Source organism: Mongoliitalea sp. (assembly GCF_054166905.1).
The window spans coordinates 363,095-380,831 of sequence record NZ_JBSZCK010000040.1 but is presented as its reverse complement, the minus strand read 5'-3'; the positions used below and the strand labels follow the sequence as shown (position 1 = coordinate 380,831).

The following is a 17,737-nucleotide window of genomic DNA, read 5'->3' as shown; positions in this document are numbered from 1 at the left end:
TTGCTTTTTAGGTTATAGGTTTAGAAAATTTTGTAAGATACGCTCCCCGACCAAGCCACTTTTCTCAGGGTGTGCCTGCATCGAATAGAAATTATCTTTATGCATCAAAGCCGCAAAATCCAATACATAGTTGGTTGAGGCTATGGTATATTCACTCAATTCGCAATAATAGCTATGCACATAATAAACAAAAGAGTCATCAATCAAACCCTCAAATAAAGAAGATTTTAAATTCGAAATACTGTTCCATCCAACATGGGGAACTTTGAATTCATTGATGTTCTCAGGCTGAAAACGCTTTACCTTAACTGGAAATACCCCCAAACATGGAGTGTCATTTTCCTCTGAATGTTCACACAGCAGCTGCTGTCCAAGACATACACCGAAGAAAGGTTGCTTCAAGTCCGGAATCAGCAAGTCTAATTTTTTTTCTTTCAAATACCGCATGGCAGTACTTGCCTCTCCCTGCCCGGGAAAAATAACTTTATCGGCTTTTGAAATCTGCTCAAAATCATCCGTCAGGATGGCATTTGCACCCAAACGCTCTAATGCATACAATACAGACTGAACATTGCCAGCATTGTATTTAATTACTGCGACTTCCATTCTATTGGACTAACATTTAACTTGTTACAATTAAAAAACCTTTGGCAGAAATTTAAAGCTGCCAAAGGCTATTTAGCTGAATCTATGGTTATAACAGATTCAATTTTTTTAGGAATTATTTTCAATTTTTTCTCGCTTTTACGATCAAATCTAAATTCTCCATTTCTAATTCCTAATTCTCAATTTTTCATCCTTCATCCCTCATCCTTCCTCCTTAATTCATTCTCAATTCTTAATTCCTTACTTCGCTTCTTCCGCCACCATTTCTTCCAAAACAGCTTCAATCTCAGGTAGTGATTGATACAGCTGTTCGTAACTTTCAATGATGAAATATTTGTCCTGGAATTTGTCTTTCCAATAAGGAGTATTCATGATTCTTTTTACATCATAATCATAATGTGCTGGCTCACTGGATAAGCTGTATTTAGTTTCTCCAGCTGAACTCAAGATACCTGCACCATAAATTCTCAAATTTCCATTTTCACGAATTAACCCGAATTCAATGGTGAACCAATAAATTCTGGAAAGCAATTCAATGGCCCATTTGTTATCGATATATTTCAAAGCGATACCACTTAAATCCTCCAAGAAATCTACATAATGCTGATTGGTCAAAAGGGGCATGTGAGCGAAAGCATCGTGGAACATATCCGGTTCTTCCAAATAATCTAACTGTTCCATTTTCCTCAGCCAAGTAGACGAACAAAATCGTCTGTTATTCATCAAACCAAAGAATAAATCATCATCGATAAGTCCTGGAACCACTTGTATGGACCAACCCGTGGAATTAGCAAGTCCTCTATTGACATCTTCAAAATCCGCGATCTTATCTGAAGTAAATCCTATTTCTTTAATTCCTTTTAAATAAGCCTCAGATGCTGCCTTCGGGAGGTTGACTATCTGTCTATCAAAAAGAATTTTCCAAACTTTAAAATCTTCATCTGTATAGGCGGCGTAATCTTGCCTCATCTCCTGTAATCTAGGGTCAGAAAAGACCCAATCTTTGGGTTTATTAGTCATATTATATTTGGGTTTTCTATGCAAGCCATTGCCTTAGCTAACGTAAATTTAAGACTTCGGTTTGATGATTCAAAAAGGCATAATTTTTTGGAAAAATTCAATGCCTTTTTGAAAAGTGGATGTTTGAATGTTCAATCGGATACTAAATCCTATCTAGACCAAGTCAAAGGTCTTGCGCATGGCAAAGGTTTTTCGAATCCAATCTGCCAATAAAGCGGATTGCGTAAAATCCAGTGTTTGCTGACCATCAGAATAGGCTTTTTCCGGCACTTCATGAGTTTCATAAATGATTCCGTCAGCACCTGCCATTACCCCCGCCAGTGCCATTTGAGGCACGTAGGCACGAATACCAATTCCATGAGATGGGTCAACAATAACCGGTAGATGAGACTTTGCCTTCAAAATAGGAACAGCATTCAAATCCAAGGTATTTCTGCTCGCTTTCTCATATGTTCGAATTCCTCGCTCACAAAGAATCAGTTTTTCATTTCCTCCTGAAAATACATATTCAGCAGACTGTAATAACTCTTCAATGGTTCCAGAAATACCTCTTTTGATCATCACAGCTTTATCAACTTTCCCAAGTTCATCCAACAAATTGAAGTTTTGAGTATTTCTCGCCCCAACTTGGTAAATGTCTGTATAAGGATACATTTCCTCAATTTGGGATACCTGCATGACCTCTGTAACAATTTTAATCCCTGCTTCTGAAGCCAAATCATACCATAACTTCAAACCATCTATCCCTAAACCTCGGAACGCATATGGACTTGAACGAGGTTTAAAAACACCCCCCCGCATCATTTTGATACCATTTTCTTTCAAATGCTTGATGACTTTACGAATCTGCTCTTCGGACTCAATAGAGCATGGTCCAGCGATGATGGCCATATCTCCATCCTTAATAAACACCCCATCACCCAAATCGATAGAGGTAGGTTTGGCTTTCCATTTTTTAGAAACCAACTTATATTCATCAGATACTATATGGATATCCTTGATCCCTTCTTTTTTACCGATTTTACGGATATCAAATTCCTTTTTTCCAATCCCAATGATATAATCACCCAATTGGGTTTTTACTTCTGTCGTTTTGTAACCGATTTTAGTAACTTCTGCTAGTAAAGATTCCTTTTGTTTCTCGGAGATATCCTCCTGTAATTGAATAATCATGGTATTAAGAAATTATAGATTGTATGTACGTATGGATATCTTTGGATAAGTCCTTACTGTCTTTCAAAACTTTAATAAATGCGCTTCCTATGATAGCTCCATGGCTGTATGTAGATGCTGTGGTAAAAGTTTTCTTATCTGAAATACCAAATCCTATCAATCTGGCATTGCGAAGATTCATAGCTTCTACCCTTTCAAAATAAGCAATTTGCTCTTCCGAGATTTCAGATTTTGCTCCTGTGATGCTGTGGCTTGAAACCATGTAGATAAATCCGTTAGAATGTTCGTCAATCTCTCGGATTCGTTGCTCACTTGTCTGAGGAGAAATCAAAAAAGTATTGGAAAGTCCGTAAGCTTCAAATAACCCTTTGAATTCATCCAAGTATTGCTGCATGGGTAAATCCGGGACAATTAAACCATCAACTCCGATTTCCTGACATTTTTTACAAAAAGCCTCCATTCCGTATTGTATAATCGGGTTTAAATAGCCCATCAAGACCACAGGAATTGTAATGGTTTCCCGCATATACTGAAGCTGCTCAAAAAGCTTTTTCATGTTCATTCCATTGTCCAAAGCTACCATATTGGAGTCTTGAATAGTAGGACCGTCAGCAATAGGATCGGAATACGGCATTCCTATCTCAATGATATCCGCTCCTGCCGATTCCAACGCCTGCATCACCGGCAATGTATCCTCTAACTGAGGAAAACCTGCCGTAAAATAAATCGACAGAACCCGCTCTTTCTTTTGTTCAAATAATCTATGTAATCGATTCATTATAAATAGTTTATTATCATCTAATTAAATCTTTTTCTGATAGATGAAAGCCTAAGACATATCTTTTGGTCATTCACCTTACCTTGGGTTGAAACCCAAGGCTAATATGTCGGGCGTCCCGATGGGACTTTTAATTTAACACCTCATTTTTCCTTGGGTTGAAACCCAAGGCTAGAATGTCGGATGTCTCTACGAGACTTTTTTGTAAGAATCAATGCTATCTCAGAATAACTATTATCCTTAAATGTCAATCTATTCAAGTACCTTGTTTCTTTTACTTGTCATGAAAATACTTGACACTTTTTAGTGTTAGTTTTTATTAACACGTCCCTAAATTATTTCGCCGAACCTGTCTACCTCTGGTAGAGGCATATTTCTGATTTATTTCGAACAAGCATATTTCATTCTTGAATCTTGCGTCTTGTTTCTTGTTTCTTGTTTCTTGCCTCTAGTCTAAACTCTCGTCTCTCGCATCTTGTCTCTCACTAAATTCCAAATCTCAATACCCTCCCCACTTGATATACGTATCCAAATCCTTATCGCCTCTGCCCGAAAGATTAATAACAATGATATCATTTGGTCGGAATTCAATCATATTGAGTGCATGAATGGCGTGGGAAGTTTCGATGGCTGGGATAATTCCTTCTGTTCGGCTAAGTTCTATACCTGCTTTCATAGCATCTTCATCCTCAACAGCAACAAACTCTCCTCTACCAATGTCAAACAAATGTGCATGAACAGGTCCTATCCCAGGATAATCTAATCCAGCTGATATTGAATGTGGTTCAACTACTTGTCCATCCTCTGTTTGCATTAATAAGGTCTTGCTTCCATGGAGAATTCCTGGGGTCCCTAAAACAGTTGTAGCAGCTGATTTTCCAGATGAAATTCCTAATCCAGCAGCTTCTACGGCCACCAATCGTACTTCAGGAACATTATAATAATGATAAAATGCACCTGCTGCATTGCTACCTCCACCCACACAGGCAATGACGATATCTGGATTTTCGGTGCCTTCTTTTTCCAATAATTGGGCTTTGATTTCTTTAGAAATTACAGACTGGAATCGAGCTACCATTTCTGGGTATGGATGAGGCCCTACTACGGAACCAATGATGTAATGGGTATCTACTGGATTATTGATCCACTGTCTCATAGCTTCATTAGTAGCATCCTTGAGCGTTTGACTACCGGATGTTGCAGGAACTACTTTTGCCCCCAAAATTCGCATACGCTCTACATTAGGGCGCTGCCGTTGGATATCCAAAGCACCCATGTAAATGGTACAGTCCATACCCATCAGCGCGCAAACCGTGGCTGTAGCAACACCATGTTGCCCCGCACCTGTTTCGGCAATGATTCTTTTCTTACCCAGTTTTTTAGCCAAAATAATCTGACCAATGGTATTATTTACTTTATGGGCACCTGTATGACATAAATCCTCGCGCTTCAGATAAATCTTAGCCCCATATTTTTCTGATAAGCGGGAAGCTAGATACAAAGGTGTTGGCCTACCCACAAAGTCTTTTAACAACGCATTAAACTCTACTTGGAATTCAGGAGTTGCCACTATTTGCTCATAATTTTCGCGCAATTCCTCGATGTTTGGATGCAACATCTCCGGGATATACGCTCCTCCAAACTTTCCATAAAACCCTTTTTCATCTACTCGTATCATATGCTTCCCTCGTTAATTTCTGTACTCAATAAACTGTTTTTAAATGCGATTAATCGCTCAATATCTTTTAATCCTGGTCTAACTTCGAATTTTGAATTTAAGTCAACTCCGGCTAATTGTGGAATTTTTGATTTCAACTCTGCTATTTCAGATAGATGGCCTGAGGATAAACCACCACTGAGAAAGAATGGCTTTTGAAATGGGTAACCCTTTAATAATTGCCAGTTAAATAACTTTCCACTTCCTCCATGTGCCTCCGTGAAGGTGTCGAATAAGAAGGCATTCACTAGCTCCTCATATGGTCTTAGCAAGTGCCAATTTAACTCCTCTTTAACAGACCAAACCTTCCAAACAGAGACATCTGTATACTTTTTCAACTCTGAAATGTAGTTTGTGGATTCTTTCCCATGTAATTGAACCCCGTTTAATCTATAAGATTTAACTCGACCCAAAACAGTCTCCAATGCTTCATCTACAAAAACCCCGATTTTCCGGAGTTGAATCGAGTGATAGCCTTCTGGATCATTGTCTCCCATATATCTTGGTGATGGAGGATAGAAAATCAAGCCCATATAATCTGGTTGAACTTGCTTTTGCAAGTCTTGGATATTCTCCAAATCTCTCATCCCACAAACTTTAACCAACATCTTAGCTTACTTGAGCAGTTCTAATTAATCTTCTATACCCATTCATAAAATTCAATGCAGCTTGTTCCGGCCTACTGGACTTCATGAAGTTTTCTCCAATTAAAAATCCATCAAATCCTGCTTGCTTCAATTCCACCAAGGTTTCCGGTGCCGAAATTCCACTTTCCGAAATTTTTACAAATTCCTGAGGGATGCGATCCACCAAACTATAGGAAGTGTTTAAACTCACCTCAAAAGTCTTCAAACTACGATTATTTACCCCTACCAAATCCAAGTGTGGATTTAAGCTGCGATCCAATTCTTCTCCATCATGCACTTCCATCAATACCTCAAGGCCTAGACTTTTGGCAAAGGAGGCTAAAGAAGCCAACTTTTCAGGAGTTAAGGCTGCAGCAATTAATAAGATACAATCTGCACCTGTAGACTTTGCCTCTACAATTTGATATTCGTCAATGATAAAGTCTTTTCTCAATAAAGGACAGAAATTATACTTTCTTGCGATGGATAAATCTTCATTTTTTCCACCGAAAAATTCTGTATCTGTCAAAATCGATAAAGCAGAAGCCCCCGCTTGCATGTAACCGATCGTGGTAGCTTCTACGCTTGCTGTTCCATTGATTACACCCTTGGAGGGAGATTTTCTCTTAAATTCGGCAATTATCCCTGTTTTGTCTGCCCGGGTGATGTACTTTTTCATTGAAACAACTTCTGAATCGAAAAAAATACTTTTCTCCAATAACTTAACAGGCACTAAACTTTTATTTTCTGCTACTTCTGCTGCTTTGTGGGCAATAATTTTATCTAAAATATTCATATACAATTAATTGCTAAGTGAAATACTGGTTTTGGGAGAAAGTAAGGCTTTAAACACTACAAGAGCTTTTCCACCCATCAAAGAATCTGTTGCTTTTTCAACTGCAGACGGAAAATCAAGACCCGCATTGGCAGTAACTAACGCCGCAGCTGCATTCGCAATAACTACTGAGTTTTGTTCCACTGTCCCTTTTCCTTTCAACACACTTTCAAATATTTGAGCTGATTCTGCGATAGATTCCCCCCCTGCAATGCTCGATGCTTCAATTTTGGGAAGTCCAATCTGCTCAGGGGTATATAATTTCTCTCCATCATTAGAGATCATTTTAAAATCACCAGTCAATGAAATCTCATCATATCCGTCCAAGGCATGTAAAATACTGAATCTGCCATCATTTTCCTGATAAAGATACCCATATAAACGGGCTAACTCCAAACTGAATACTCCAACCAATTGCTTCTTTGGAAAGGACGGGTTGACCATTGGTCCCAACATATTGAAGAAAGTCTTGACTCCCAACTCTTTTCTGATAGGAGCCACATGCTTCATGGCAGGGTGGAACAAGGGTGCATGCAAGAAACAAATGCCAGCCTCATCCAAGCTTTTACGGATTTTATCAATATCATTGGTAAACTCGTATCCAAAAGATGCTAACAAGTTAGAAGAACCACAGATAGATGAAACACCTGTATTCCCGTGTTTGGCAACGTTTTGTCCAGCTCCTGCTACAATAAAAGAAGCAAGCGTTGAAATATTAAAGGTATCTTTTCCATCACCACCAGTTCCGCAAAGGTCGATAGCATCATATTCAGGGATATCCACAGGTACGCATAATTCTAACATCGCCTCTCTAAAACCCGATAGTTCCTCGACAGTTATACTCCGCATCAGATAAACTGTCATAAATGCAGCAATCTGACTATTATTATAATTCCCTGATGCTATATTTTTCAACACCTCCCTCGCCTGTGCTTTGGATAAGGTCTTGTGTTCGATCAATTGGTTTAATATCTCCTTCATTGGTTTTATTTTAGATTTTAGTCCCGTTAGCTATCGGGAGTAGATTTTAGATTTTGTTTTTCCCTCTATTTTTGAAGGTTCAAAATTCATGTCACTCATTAATCCATTCCTCATTCTTAATTCCTAATTCCTTACGACTAACTGTCCACTGTTAACTGTTCACTACTCACTCCTAACTATTCCCTGTTAACCAATTCTGTACCATCTCCACTCCATGTTCTGTGAGAATGGATTCAGGGTGGAACTGGACTCCCCGGACTTGGAAGGATTCGTGACGGACGGCCATGATTTGGCCATCGGGGGTTCGAGCGGTAATCTGTAAGCAAGGTGGCAGTGTCTGCTCATTAATAACCCAGGAATGGTAGCGGCCAACTTTGAATTTACTAGGTAAGCCTTTGAAGATCAAATCTTCTTTTACCGTAACTTCTGATGCCAATCCATGCACAACCTCAGATAAATTGGTCAAGCCACTGCCAAAAGCTTCACCAATGGCCTGATGTCCCAAACATACTCCTAAGATATCCTTTGTGGAACTGTATTGTTTCAATAATTCTGGCATTATTCCTGCCTCGGAAGGAATCCCTGGACCGGGAGAAAGGAGGATTTTTTCAAATTCATTAACAGCATCCAACCCTATTTTATCATTTCTGACAATTTGCATTTGTGCCCCATACCCTAATTGACGGATGATATACACCAAGTTGTAAGTAAAGGAATCGTAATTATCTAAAACTAAAATTTTCATACCTTTCATTCAACATTAAATGGTTTCAGCAGCTTTCAAGGCTACCCGAAGTGCTTCCAATTTATTGGCAACTTCTTGAAGTTCGGATTGTATGGAGGATTTCGCTACCACTCCTGCACCCGCTTGATAGCGCAATTCATTATTTTCAGAAACAAAAGAACGAATCAAAATTGCATGGTTGAAGTCTCCATTAAAGCCTAGGAAGCCAATAGCCCCTCCGTAAAATGTCCTCCTTACATTTTCCAGCGAATCTATGATTTCCATTGCCTTGTATTTAGGAGCACCAGAGAGTGTCCCCGCAGGAAAGGTATCAGCTACTAATTGCAAGGGATTGGCATCATCAGGAAGTGTCCCGGTAACTTTAGAAACCAAATGGATCACATGAGAATAGTACTGAATCTCCTTAAATACTTCCACTTCCACTTTTTCTGAACTTCTACTCAAATCGTTTCGGGCCAAATCTACCAACATCACATGCTCTGAATTTTCCTTAGGATCATCGTATAGCTTTCTAGCCAAACTCGCATCCGCCAAGTCATTACCTGTTCGTTTGAATGTCCCCGCAATAGGATAGATCGTTGCCTTGTTGTTTTTAACTACAATTTGGGCTTCTGGAGAACTTCCAAATACCTTAAAAGAACCATAATCAAAATAGAACAAATATGGAGATGGATTTACCGATCGCAATGCTCTATACACATTGAACTCATCCCCTTTGAATTTGGATGAAAATCTACGGGACAAAACAATCTGAAATACATCTCCACGGAAGCAATGATCTTGGCCTTTTTTCAATATATCTAAAAACTCCTCATCTGTATAATTGGAAACTTCCTCTCCTACTGTTTTGAAGCTATACGCAGGAATATTTTTGGAATTCAAAATGGTTTCGAGCAATGGCATCACCGGTTCTTTAGGCGAATCTTCAATCTGATGCTCAAAGAGGTACATTTCATTCTTGAAATGATCCACCACAATGACATTTTGGTATACCGCATACTGCATCATGGGAACCTCAGCAGTCTCCCTAGATCTCAGCTGTATATCTTCAAAATAACTCACTGTATCGTACTGAATATACCCAAAAAGACCATTAGAAATGAATTTATGCTTCCCATTATCATCTTTGAATTTGGCAGAGAAGCTTCTTAGAGCATCTACCAATGCCTGTTCCTGTCCTACTTCATATTCTAAAAAACTCCCATCCGGTAAGGATTCTTTGACTTTTCCTTCATTGAAAACAAAGGAAGCCAATGGATTGAAACAGACATAGGAATAACTGTTATCCTGACCATGGTAATCGGAACTCTCCAACAAGATTGGATTTGAAAATCGATCCCGGATTTGTAAGTAGATACTCACTGGAGTAATGGTATCTGCCAGTAATTTTTTAAAACTCGTCTGTAAATTAAATCTTTTCATAAGGTTGATTTAAACGAAAAAAGGCTTGCGGGAAAAACCAGCAAGCCTCTAAAATATAGTTTTTAACATTACATATTAGGCAATAGCTTTAAGGTTCTTCCCTTGGAAAGAATTCAAATGCCACCACCAATAGTTCATGTGTAAATTCATTGTTGTATTAACTATGCAACAAAGTTAGAAATGCATTTACAAAGTCAAAATTTCAAAGCTACATTTTTACGATTTTTTGATAAAAAAGGTCGTTTTCTTCAATCAGTGGAAGAATAATGCCATAGAAAACTCTTCCACAATAGAGATTTGGGAAGCCTGATGAAATTTTTCTACCTTTCGGGCATGAAAAAAGGCAAAAGCTCCCCGCAATACTTCAAGCGAGTATTTGATGATTATCAAGTGTTAGTCAAAGTAGATCCTGATACTTTCACAGGGATAGAATTGATTATTCATCCAGACGGGAAGGTTGAAAAAACAGAAATGGAATTCGATGAGGAGATCTTTGACGACCTAGAAGTGGACGAATTCAAATCATCCAATCCTTTGGAGTTTGAATTATACCTCACAAAAGCTTAAAATGGATAGCCTATGGCGAAGTTGAGAATTAAATTATCTCTTCGCCAATCCCGCTCTCTTATACGGACATCTGTCAACCATCGCTCTTCCTGTTGCAACCAAGGCCTTCTTAGAGGTGCTGCAAGATCAAAACGCAATACAAAAATCTGAATATCAAATCGCAAGCCAAAGCCTGCCCCTACGCCAAGCTGTTCCGCCCATTTAGAAGAAAACTTCCCTCCTGGTAAAGCTTCATTTTCGTTGAATAACCAAACGTTACCTGCATCTACAAATAGAGCCCCTTTCAGATACTTATTGAATGGAAAACGGTATTCCAAATTGGACTCTATAATGATGTCGCCCGCCTGATCGAAGAAACCACCTGTACCAATGCTCTGAGGAACAAAGCTACCAGGACCTAAAGAACGGATCCTAAACGCCCTGACACTTCGAGGCCCACCACTGAAATATTGCTTCACAAAGGGTAAAGAAACAGAATTCCCTAAAGGGGCACCTACCCCTCCAAAAAATCGTGCAACCAAAAGATTTTCGGTAGTAAACCGATGGTATAACCGAAGGTCAATATCTCCTTTAATATATTGGGCATACTCCAAGCCTAAGAAGCTCTCTGGATTTCTTGAATTGACAATGGAGTTCCATGCTCCTAAGGTATTCCCTGCGATATCAATAGTACTAGCAAAGAATAGAGGAGTCTTTCTATGTTCATCGACTAATTGGTTGTAGTTAAAAGCATAATTCAATCCAAGGATAAACTGTTGCTCAAAACTTCGTCTTAGAAATGGGTTCGAATTTAGAATTTCCTCAAAAGCAGGGGTTGTTCTTGCAAGATTCACCACACTTAAGGCAAGTGGATTAAATTCATGGTAAGCATAGCGATTGACATTCCAGAAATAACCAAATGAAGCATTGTAAGACTGAATCAGGTATAAATCCGTTCTATTCTGATACTCAAAACCCAATCCCATCCGTGTTTTAGGAATGGCAATTTGAAATCTATTCATTATGGGCACTGGGAAAAGTACCCTTGGAAAAATCAAATTTGCCTGCAAGCCCAATTCAATGGATTGCAATGCGTCCCTTTGTCCTGAGGCAACTTGCTGTTCATAGCCAACATTACCTCTTAATGTGAAAATTTCTCCGGCTTGGAAAATATTTCTATTGGTATAATTCAGTACAAGACCAGGGCCTACGAATGTATTGGACTTGGTGACTCCTTGCAATTCTGCACGGACACTTCGTTTATTCAAAGGAGACAAAAATACACGTGCATTTAAAGGGAAGGTCCCATCTTCCATTAGAACTGTATCAGCTTGTTGAAATTCTATATTCACATATCGGAAATTCCCAATAGCTGACAATCGATTACTTGTCAATCGGGAGGTAGCCGGATTGAATCGGGTGTTGTTCTTAAACAGAATGTAAGGCTCTAAGTATTCAGGTTTGAAGACAAGCTCATCTTGGATAATGTCAACCCCTTCGATCCGAACAGTATCACCCTCTCTGCCACTTCCCGTAATCGAAAAATTAGGGAATACTGCAATATTTTGAATGGTATATGGATGTAATGATCGCTGAGGAACATTACTTTTTAAACGAAGGACCAAGTCAAACTGTTTATCAGCATATTGATTGGTATCTGCTTCAAAAATCAATAAATCCGCATTGAAATTGAAATACCCTTTTCTTTTGAGCATCGCATCAATTCTAGTGCGCTCATCTTTGAATTTTTCTAAATCAAACCTACTCCCAAGCGGCAATAAGGTGTTTTCCATGTCTTCTTTGATAGTTTGCATGAGTACAGTTGTGTCCTCTTGAAGGGTATAGGTTGCTAAGCGATAGGCTTCGCCAAAGGTTAGGGTATAGGCCACTTGGGCATACTTTCTACCTCGTGTGATTTCTGAACTTGCTTTACCTAAAAAATACCCCTTATTCTCCAATCTGTTTAATAAAATACCTTCTGTTCGTTGAGGTTGTACTTTGGAAATATACACTGGCTCTTCCCCAAACTTTCTTGCCAAATAACGATTGATAAATCCTGGTTTTTCTTTTTGCCCTTTGTAATAGGCCCACAAACCAAAACGCTGTCCCAGAATAGATGAGTTCGGATTAGGACGGACTAAAGATTCTAATTCCGAGCGGAGTTGCTGTCGTTCCCTTCGCTCGATGGGTGTTTCTAAATTCAATTCATAGCCTGTGTACAAATGTTCCCCTTCCGGAATAAACTTTTTGACACTACAAGCACTTGCCGATAGCAATAAGAAGCAGACTATATGTAAGTAAATTCCTCTCATTCGTTTTCTTCCTCTTTTAATTGGGCTTCTTGAACTGGCTTAGATTCATCGGATGTGTTTTCTGCTTCTTTTGATCGACGCTTCCATAACTCCGCAAATGCATTGAACTCCTTATTGAAAATAAGGGCTATACCTGTTACTATTAACTGACCGTCGATAACTGATTCAAACTGATTTCTGCGGAATGCTTTGGCTCTCCATTGCGCACGTTGATCAAGCAAATACTCAATACTTACATCTCCGAACAAAGCGTCTCCTTGATTGACCTGTCCTCGATCCCCACCTTCCACATCTACTTGACCGCCAATGGAAATCACCAATCGGTCATCCATTAATGTTTGCTTGGCTGCAACGTTCAATTGGGTCCGATCTTGTGGCCCTCCATTTTGATAATCTGTAAAGGAATCCAAATCAAAATCAACGGAGAAACCAGATTGTCCAAATAATCTATCCGATAGAGCATTTAACTGAGTACTCAACACCTGACTGACGCTAGAGCGAGCCAAGTTAACAGAACCACCAGTACTTCCATCATTACCCATGCTTGGGAAAAACTGATTCAACACCAATAAAGCAAAGACCTGTTTGGTCAATTCATCTTCTTTTTCGTTCAATTGCGTAACGGCTGCATATACATTTCCTCCAAATACTCCACGCTCATTTTCAGGCATATCCAATTCAAACGAAATCTCCGGACTCATCAATTCTCCTTTGATGTTCAAATACACCATAAATGGTAAGACCTGCCTAAATTGGCCACGAGTACTGGCATCGGTACCGCTCAATTGGGCCTGCATCAGCTCTGCTGCAGATGTACGTACATTATAAATAGCAGTCAAATCCAAATTAGCATCCAAGGGATCTCCTGTCCAAGTCACCGAACTTCCCTCACCCAATAAAAACCTTCTATTAACCAAGCCAAATAAATTCAACTCATAGTGCCCTTGTTTGACTTCATATTTTCCAGAGAGAGAAATATTCCCATTGGGATCCATAAGCATATTCAAATCAGCTTCTCCCTGCAACTTGAGATTATCACCTGTCCGTTCGTCCACAATTAGATTGAAAACAAAATTTGGGTCAATCTTAATATTGGCCCGGACATCAAACCCTTGGGCTCCTTGGGTATATAATTCCAACTCTCGCTGATAAAACATGTCATACGGATCTTTGCGATTGACCATCAGTACTACCCCATCGCGCTCCTGCATATCCAGCTGATCTTCCGGCACAATAAACGAGATTTCAGAACCTCTGTTCATGGCGAATATGACATCAATTTTTGGCAGACTGAGGGGACCAGTCACCTTCATATCCAAATCAATATTGGCTTTTCCAAAAAATAAATCATTATCAGCTCTCGTAGAATTCAATAATTGGAACCCTTTGGTTTTCAAGGCTAAATCAAAGCCGATATCGGAATAATCATCAGTTAAAATTCTCCCATTGACCAAAAAATTACTTCCCAAAGCATCCTTCATGGTAAAATCTTTGAACTCTAAGTAATTTCTGCTGATATCAACCCTCTCATCAGGAAATGCAAATTCAGCATTGATGGAACTAACCCTGAAACGGGCTTCATCCAATTTTAAAAATCCGTTGTAGTCTAAATCATCGGTAGACCCAGATGCTTTCAACTGACCTGATAATTTACCGGATGCATTAGAAACCCCACCCTCTGACAAGATTTCCAACAATTTCAGATCTATGGATTGAATATCTATTTCTAAATTCAGCAAGGACGCTATTTCATCCGATAGCAGCTGACCCTCAATATCCGCAGCTATTAGGCCGTCCTTCACATGCAATCCAAATACATATTCTTTTAAGTTTTGGGAATCGGCATCCAAGCTCAAAGTCCCCAAGGGTATATCCAAAGCCACCAAATCTTTGATATAAAAGTCTGCCAGAAATCCGATATCTGCTAAGGGTCTTTCTATGATGATACTTCCATTGGCTCTTCCCTTGAGAAATGGTTTATCAGGATTTAAAAAAGAGGTTACCGTATTGACATCAAAGTTATCTACCAACAAAGCCAAATGATTCTCAGCTACACCTTCTAATTGATTGGTCAATGAAAAGCGTTGATTAGTTCGGGTCAAATCAAAACTTTCGAATGCCAAATACCCTTCAGCATATCGGATAGCGTTTGCCTCAGGAATCTCCCAAGCTCTTTTATTGAGCGTAAAATTATCAGGATTGATCTTGTATACCAAAGTATCTCCTTCCCAGAAAATATGGGACTTGACAAAAATAATAAAATCATCCTCTTGCTTTGATTGGAATTGGGTAAAGATTTCCCGGTCTCTTAATCTAGCAGAAAACTTGGTCTCCTCCATAGCAACAGGCCCTGTATCCAAAGACTCAAAACTCAAAGCAACTTTTAACTCTTCTCTATCACCTGCCAAAGTCAACAGTAAACTATCCACTCCCAAACCTCCATATTGAATAAATGGAACTTTCATTTGCCCATTCAATCGAGAAGCTTGAGCATCAAAATCAAAATTGATCTTGATAGAGTCTATTCGCTCAACATTAGCTATCAACAGTTGATCGATAAATGGGGTTGACTGGAAGGTGAAACTTCCTTTAGCTTTGACATCTTCGAGTTGCTCTCTGCCCACTTTCTCAATGGCCAATTGTTCTTCTATATAGGCCGTTAGGGCTTCTCCTATTACATCAAACCCTCGATTACCCTGGACTTCACCGTTTAAAAAATCACTAATCAGTTTGAATGAGCTCTTGTTTTCTGTATTCTCAACTGTCAGCTGAATATCACCCATGGGAATACTTCGCTGACCTTGGATACGCATAAATGCATCCGAAATCATCAATTCACCCACAAAATCAGTCCCATCCAAGGCAATTTCACCGGAAGATTTAAAGGTTGTATTTACTGCTTGCTTGGTTAAACCAAGATACTGGGCATTCAAATTTTTTAAATCCAAAAGGAGTTGAATTTCAGGTTGAAGGGTATCTACTTTGGCCTTGACCTGTAGGTCCATATTCAAAAAATCGGCAGGATGACTGACGGTCAAAACTGCATCCTGTTGTTCCAAAGAAGCTTGAATTTCCAAGTCAGAAAAATCAATGCCATTCCAGTTAAGTTGATCAAAACCCAAGCTTAGTTTTGCGATAGATTCATATAAATCCTTTACTTCCGCATCTAAGGCCAATTGCAAAGAAATCGGCTCTAATTCGGACAAATCAAGCATAGTTCCAACCTGCACTTCTTTCAGTTGAAGCTCTGTGCTGACAATCCAAGCGTCATGATCTTTCAATAACAAATTGGCAAAGGCATCTCCTAAGGAGCTCTTAAAATCTACATTTCCTTCAAAATCTTTCATGCTACCTTTGCCTTGGATCACTAAGGCAAAGTTTTCTGGTACATAAGACTCCGTATCTTCTGTCAAAAACCCTGAAATAGATGCTTTAGTGCCGGTTAGTTTTGCTTCATTAATGTCCAAGGATAGCTTTTCTACATCCAAGTAGTCGGAAAACTCTCCCACTTTCATTGAAAACTTCAAGTTACGATTGTAAGACGCATTCAAGCTATTTACTTTTACTTGTCGCTCATTACCGGCAACTTTCCCATGGATGGCAAAGGCTTTTCCTCTAATCTCTTCGTACCAATCTTCCTTCGATAAGCTCGGCTCAAAAAGGCTTAATTCCCGAAAGTTAGTCCTAAACTCCCGAAGGTTGATTGCGTAGTTCATTGACATTGGATTGGCAATCCAGTCATTGATGGAGGCAAAGGTTAAATTGATAGCAGAATTGAGCTTACTATCCCCTGTTTCGATGGCAACTCTGGAAATATCCAGCTTTTGATCCGTCAGTAATAAATCCATCCCAAATTGCTTTAGCTGAAATCCAGATGCTTCTTGGAATCGCAATTCATCCAATTTCAAGGCTAGTTTTCCAGGTTCTAAACTTAGCGCATGGGTTTCCAAATTAAAATCCCTGACAGCTAAAGCCTCAGGATTAAAGTACCCAGATCGAGGAAGGTTGTCGTCTAAGGAATAGTTGAGGTCAATATTGGACAAACCCAAATAATGCAGGTGCACAGTCCAATCGGGCCACTCAAAACCTGATGAGGATTCAGGGACAGATGTACTCGGAGTATTTGTTTCTAATGTTTTGAAAGCGAAATCTATGGATGAGTTATCCAAAGAAATCGATTTGACCAAAACCTTTTGGCTTTCCAAATCAGCTTCGGGTAGTTGTAGGTTAAAGTCTCCTATTTGGACATCTGCAAAAATACCATCTGGAATAGATTCAAAATACAGAGCTACGTTATTTAATTGCCCATAATGCAAAGCAATTAAAGGCAATGGTGTGTTTGTGTCTTCCTCTTCATCGAAGGAAGGTTCAAAGGGCTTGGATTGTATGCATCGAATAGTGGCATCCGATAAAAACAACTCTTTCAAATCAAAATTCATTTGATTCAAATCTACCGTTTGAGCATCCAATCGAAATGTATCCCATAAGAGTAAGGCATCTATCCCCAACCATTGGTCATCGTAGATCACATCAACCTTTTTGATAGAAACTACCGGTAGTTTGATTCTGGGAAAGGCGGATGTGGATTCTTCTGTTATGGTGGTGCTTTCCTCTTCTGGGTTTGTTTCACCAATAAAGGGTGCTAACAAAAAATCAAAATTAAATGCTTCGCTTTCCTCCAACCTACTCACTCTTGCTACCAATCGCTCCCATTTTAGTTTGGTTACCGTAATATCTCCTGATTGAATCAAAGGTCGGATTGCTACTCCTGTTTCCAAGGATCCTGAGTACAGGAGTGTATCTCCTGTGGCATCACTGACATACAAATCCTCCAAATACAAGTCCCCGGAAAAGGTTACGAAGAGTCGACCTATACTGATTTCAGCACCTGTTTTTTTGGAAAGATAATCAACAGCTTTGGATACAATGATATTTTGTCCCCAAGGAGATCGGACAAAAAGAATTGTCAAACCAAT

General features: G+C 39.3%; 13 protein-coding genes. 1 reads left to right on the top strand and 12 read right to left on the bottom strand.

The window, feature by feature from the left end:
• Positions 1–12 precede the first annotated feature (12 nt).
• The 10 genes from hisH to ACXIUD_RS15770 all read right to left on the bottom strand — a co-directional run bounded on the left by hisH (position 13) and on the right by ACXIUD_RS15770 (position 9,903).
• Complete coding sequence (gene hisH / locus ACXIUD_RS15815; protein ID WP_458053616.1) at positions 13–606, bottom strand: imidazole glycerol phosphate synthase subunit HisH; 594 nt, start codon at positions 604–606, stop codon at positions 13–15.
• A gap of 240 nt (positions 607–846) precedes the next feature.
• Entirely contained in the window at positions 847–1,626 is a 780-nt protein-coding gene (locus ACXIUD_RS15810) for a phenylalanine 4-monooxygenase (protein ID WP_458053615.1), read from the bottom strand.
• Between the two features lie 153 nt (positions 1,627–1,779).
• Positions 1,780–2,799 carry a 3-deoxy-7-phosphoheptulonate synthase gene (gene aroF / locus ACXIUD_RS15805; RefSeq protein ID WP_458053614.1) on the bottom strand — a complete coding sequence of 340 codons (1,020 nt, stop codon included), beginning with the start codon at positions 2,797–2,799 and terminating at the stop codon, positions 1,780–1,782.
• A 4-nt stretch (positions 2,800–2,803) separates the two neighbouring features.
• Complete coding sequence (gene trpA / locus ACXIUD_RS15800) at positions 2,804–3,577, bottom strand: tryptophan synthase subunit alpha (protein ID WP_458053613.1); 774 nt, start codon at positions 3,575–3,577, stop codon at positions 2,804–2,806.
• Positions 3,578–4,076: 499 nt separating this feature from the next.
• The gene (gene trpB, locus ACXIUD_RS15795) at positions 4,077–5,255 is read right to left on the bottom strand and encodes a tryptophan synthase subunit beta (protein ID WP_458053612.1); all 1,179 of its coding nucleotides are present in this window, start codon (positions 5,253–5,255) and stop codon (positions 4,077–4,079) included.
• Positions 5,252–5,902 carry a phosphoribosylanthranilate isomerase gene (locus ACXIUD_RS15790; RefSeq protein WP_458053611.1) on the bottom strand — a complete coding sequence of 217 codons (651 nt, stop codon included), beginning with the start codon at positions 5,900–5,902 and terminating at the stop codon, positions 5,252–5,254. Before ACXIUD_RS15790 ends, trpB begins: the two co-directional genes overlap by 4 nt.
• 1 nt (position 5,903) lies before the next feature.
• Complete coding sequence (gene trpC, locus ACXIUD_RS15785) at positions 5,904–6,716, bottom strand: indole-3-glycerol phosphate synthase TrpC (protein WP_458053610.1); 813 nt, start codon at positions 6,714–6,716, stop codon at positions 5,904–5,906.
• Positions 6,717–6,722: 6 nt separating this feature from the next.
• Positions 6,723–7,736 (bottom strand): anthranilate phosphoribosyltransferase, encoded by a 1,014-nt coding sequence (gene trpD / locus ACXIUD_RS15780; RefSeq protein WP_458053609.1) that lies wholly within the window; start codon positions 7,734–7,736, stop codon positions 6,723–6,725.
• 172 nt (positions 7,737–7,908) lie between these two features.
• Positions 7,909–8,481 carry an anthranilate synthase component II gene (locus ACXIUD_RS15775; protein WP_458053608.1) on the bottom strand — a complete coding sequence of 191 codons (573 nt, stop codon included), beginning with the start codon at positions 8,479–8,481 and terminating at the stop codon, positions 7,909–7,911.
• Positions 8,482–8,496: 15 nt separating this feature from the next.
• Positions 8,497–9,903, bottom strand: a complete 1,407-nt coding sequence (locus tag ACXIUD_RS15770) for an anthranilate synthase component I family protein (RefSeq protein WP_458053607.1) — start codon at positions 9,901–9,903, stop codon at positions 8,497–8,499.
• Positions 9,904–10,236: 333 nt separating this feature from the next.
• Between ACXIUD_RS15770 and ACXIUD_RS15765 the strand changes: the two genes are divergently transcribed.
• Positions 10,237–10,470 (top strand): hypothetical protein, encoded by a 234-nt coding sequence (locus ACXIUD_RS15765; protein ID WP_458053606.1) that lies wholly within the window; start codon positions 10,237–10,239, stop codon positions 10,468–10,470.
• Here the strand turns inward: ACXIUD_RS15765 and tamL are convergent.
• Complete coding sequence (gene tamL, locus ACXIUD_RS15760; protein ID WP_458053605.1) at positions 10,467–12,761, bottom strand: translocation and assembly module lipoprotein TamL; 2,295 nt, start codon at positions 12,759–12,761, stop codon at positions 10,467–10,469. The two genes, ACXIUD_RS15765 and tamL, sit on opposite strands and share 4 nt — an antisense overlap.
• Positions 12,758–17,731, bottom strand: coding sequence for a translocation/assembly module TamB domain-containing protein (locus tag ACXIUD_RS15755; RefSeq protein ID WP_458053604.1), 4,974 nt, complete (start codon positions 17,729–17,731; stop codon positions 12,758–12,760). Before ACXIUD_RS15755 ends, tamL begins: the two co-directional genes overlap by 4 nt.
• Positions 17,732–17,737 lie beyond the last annotated feature (6 nt).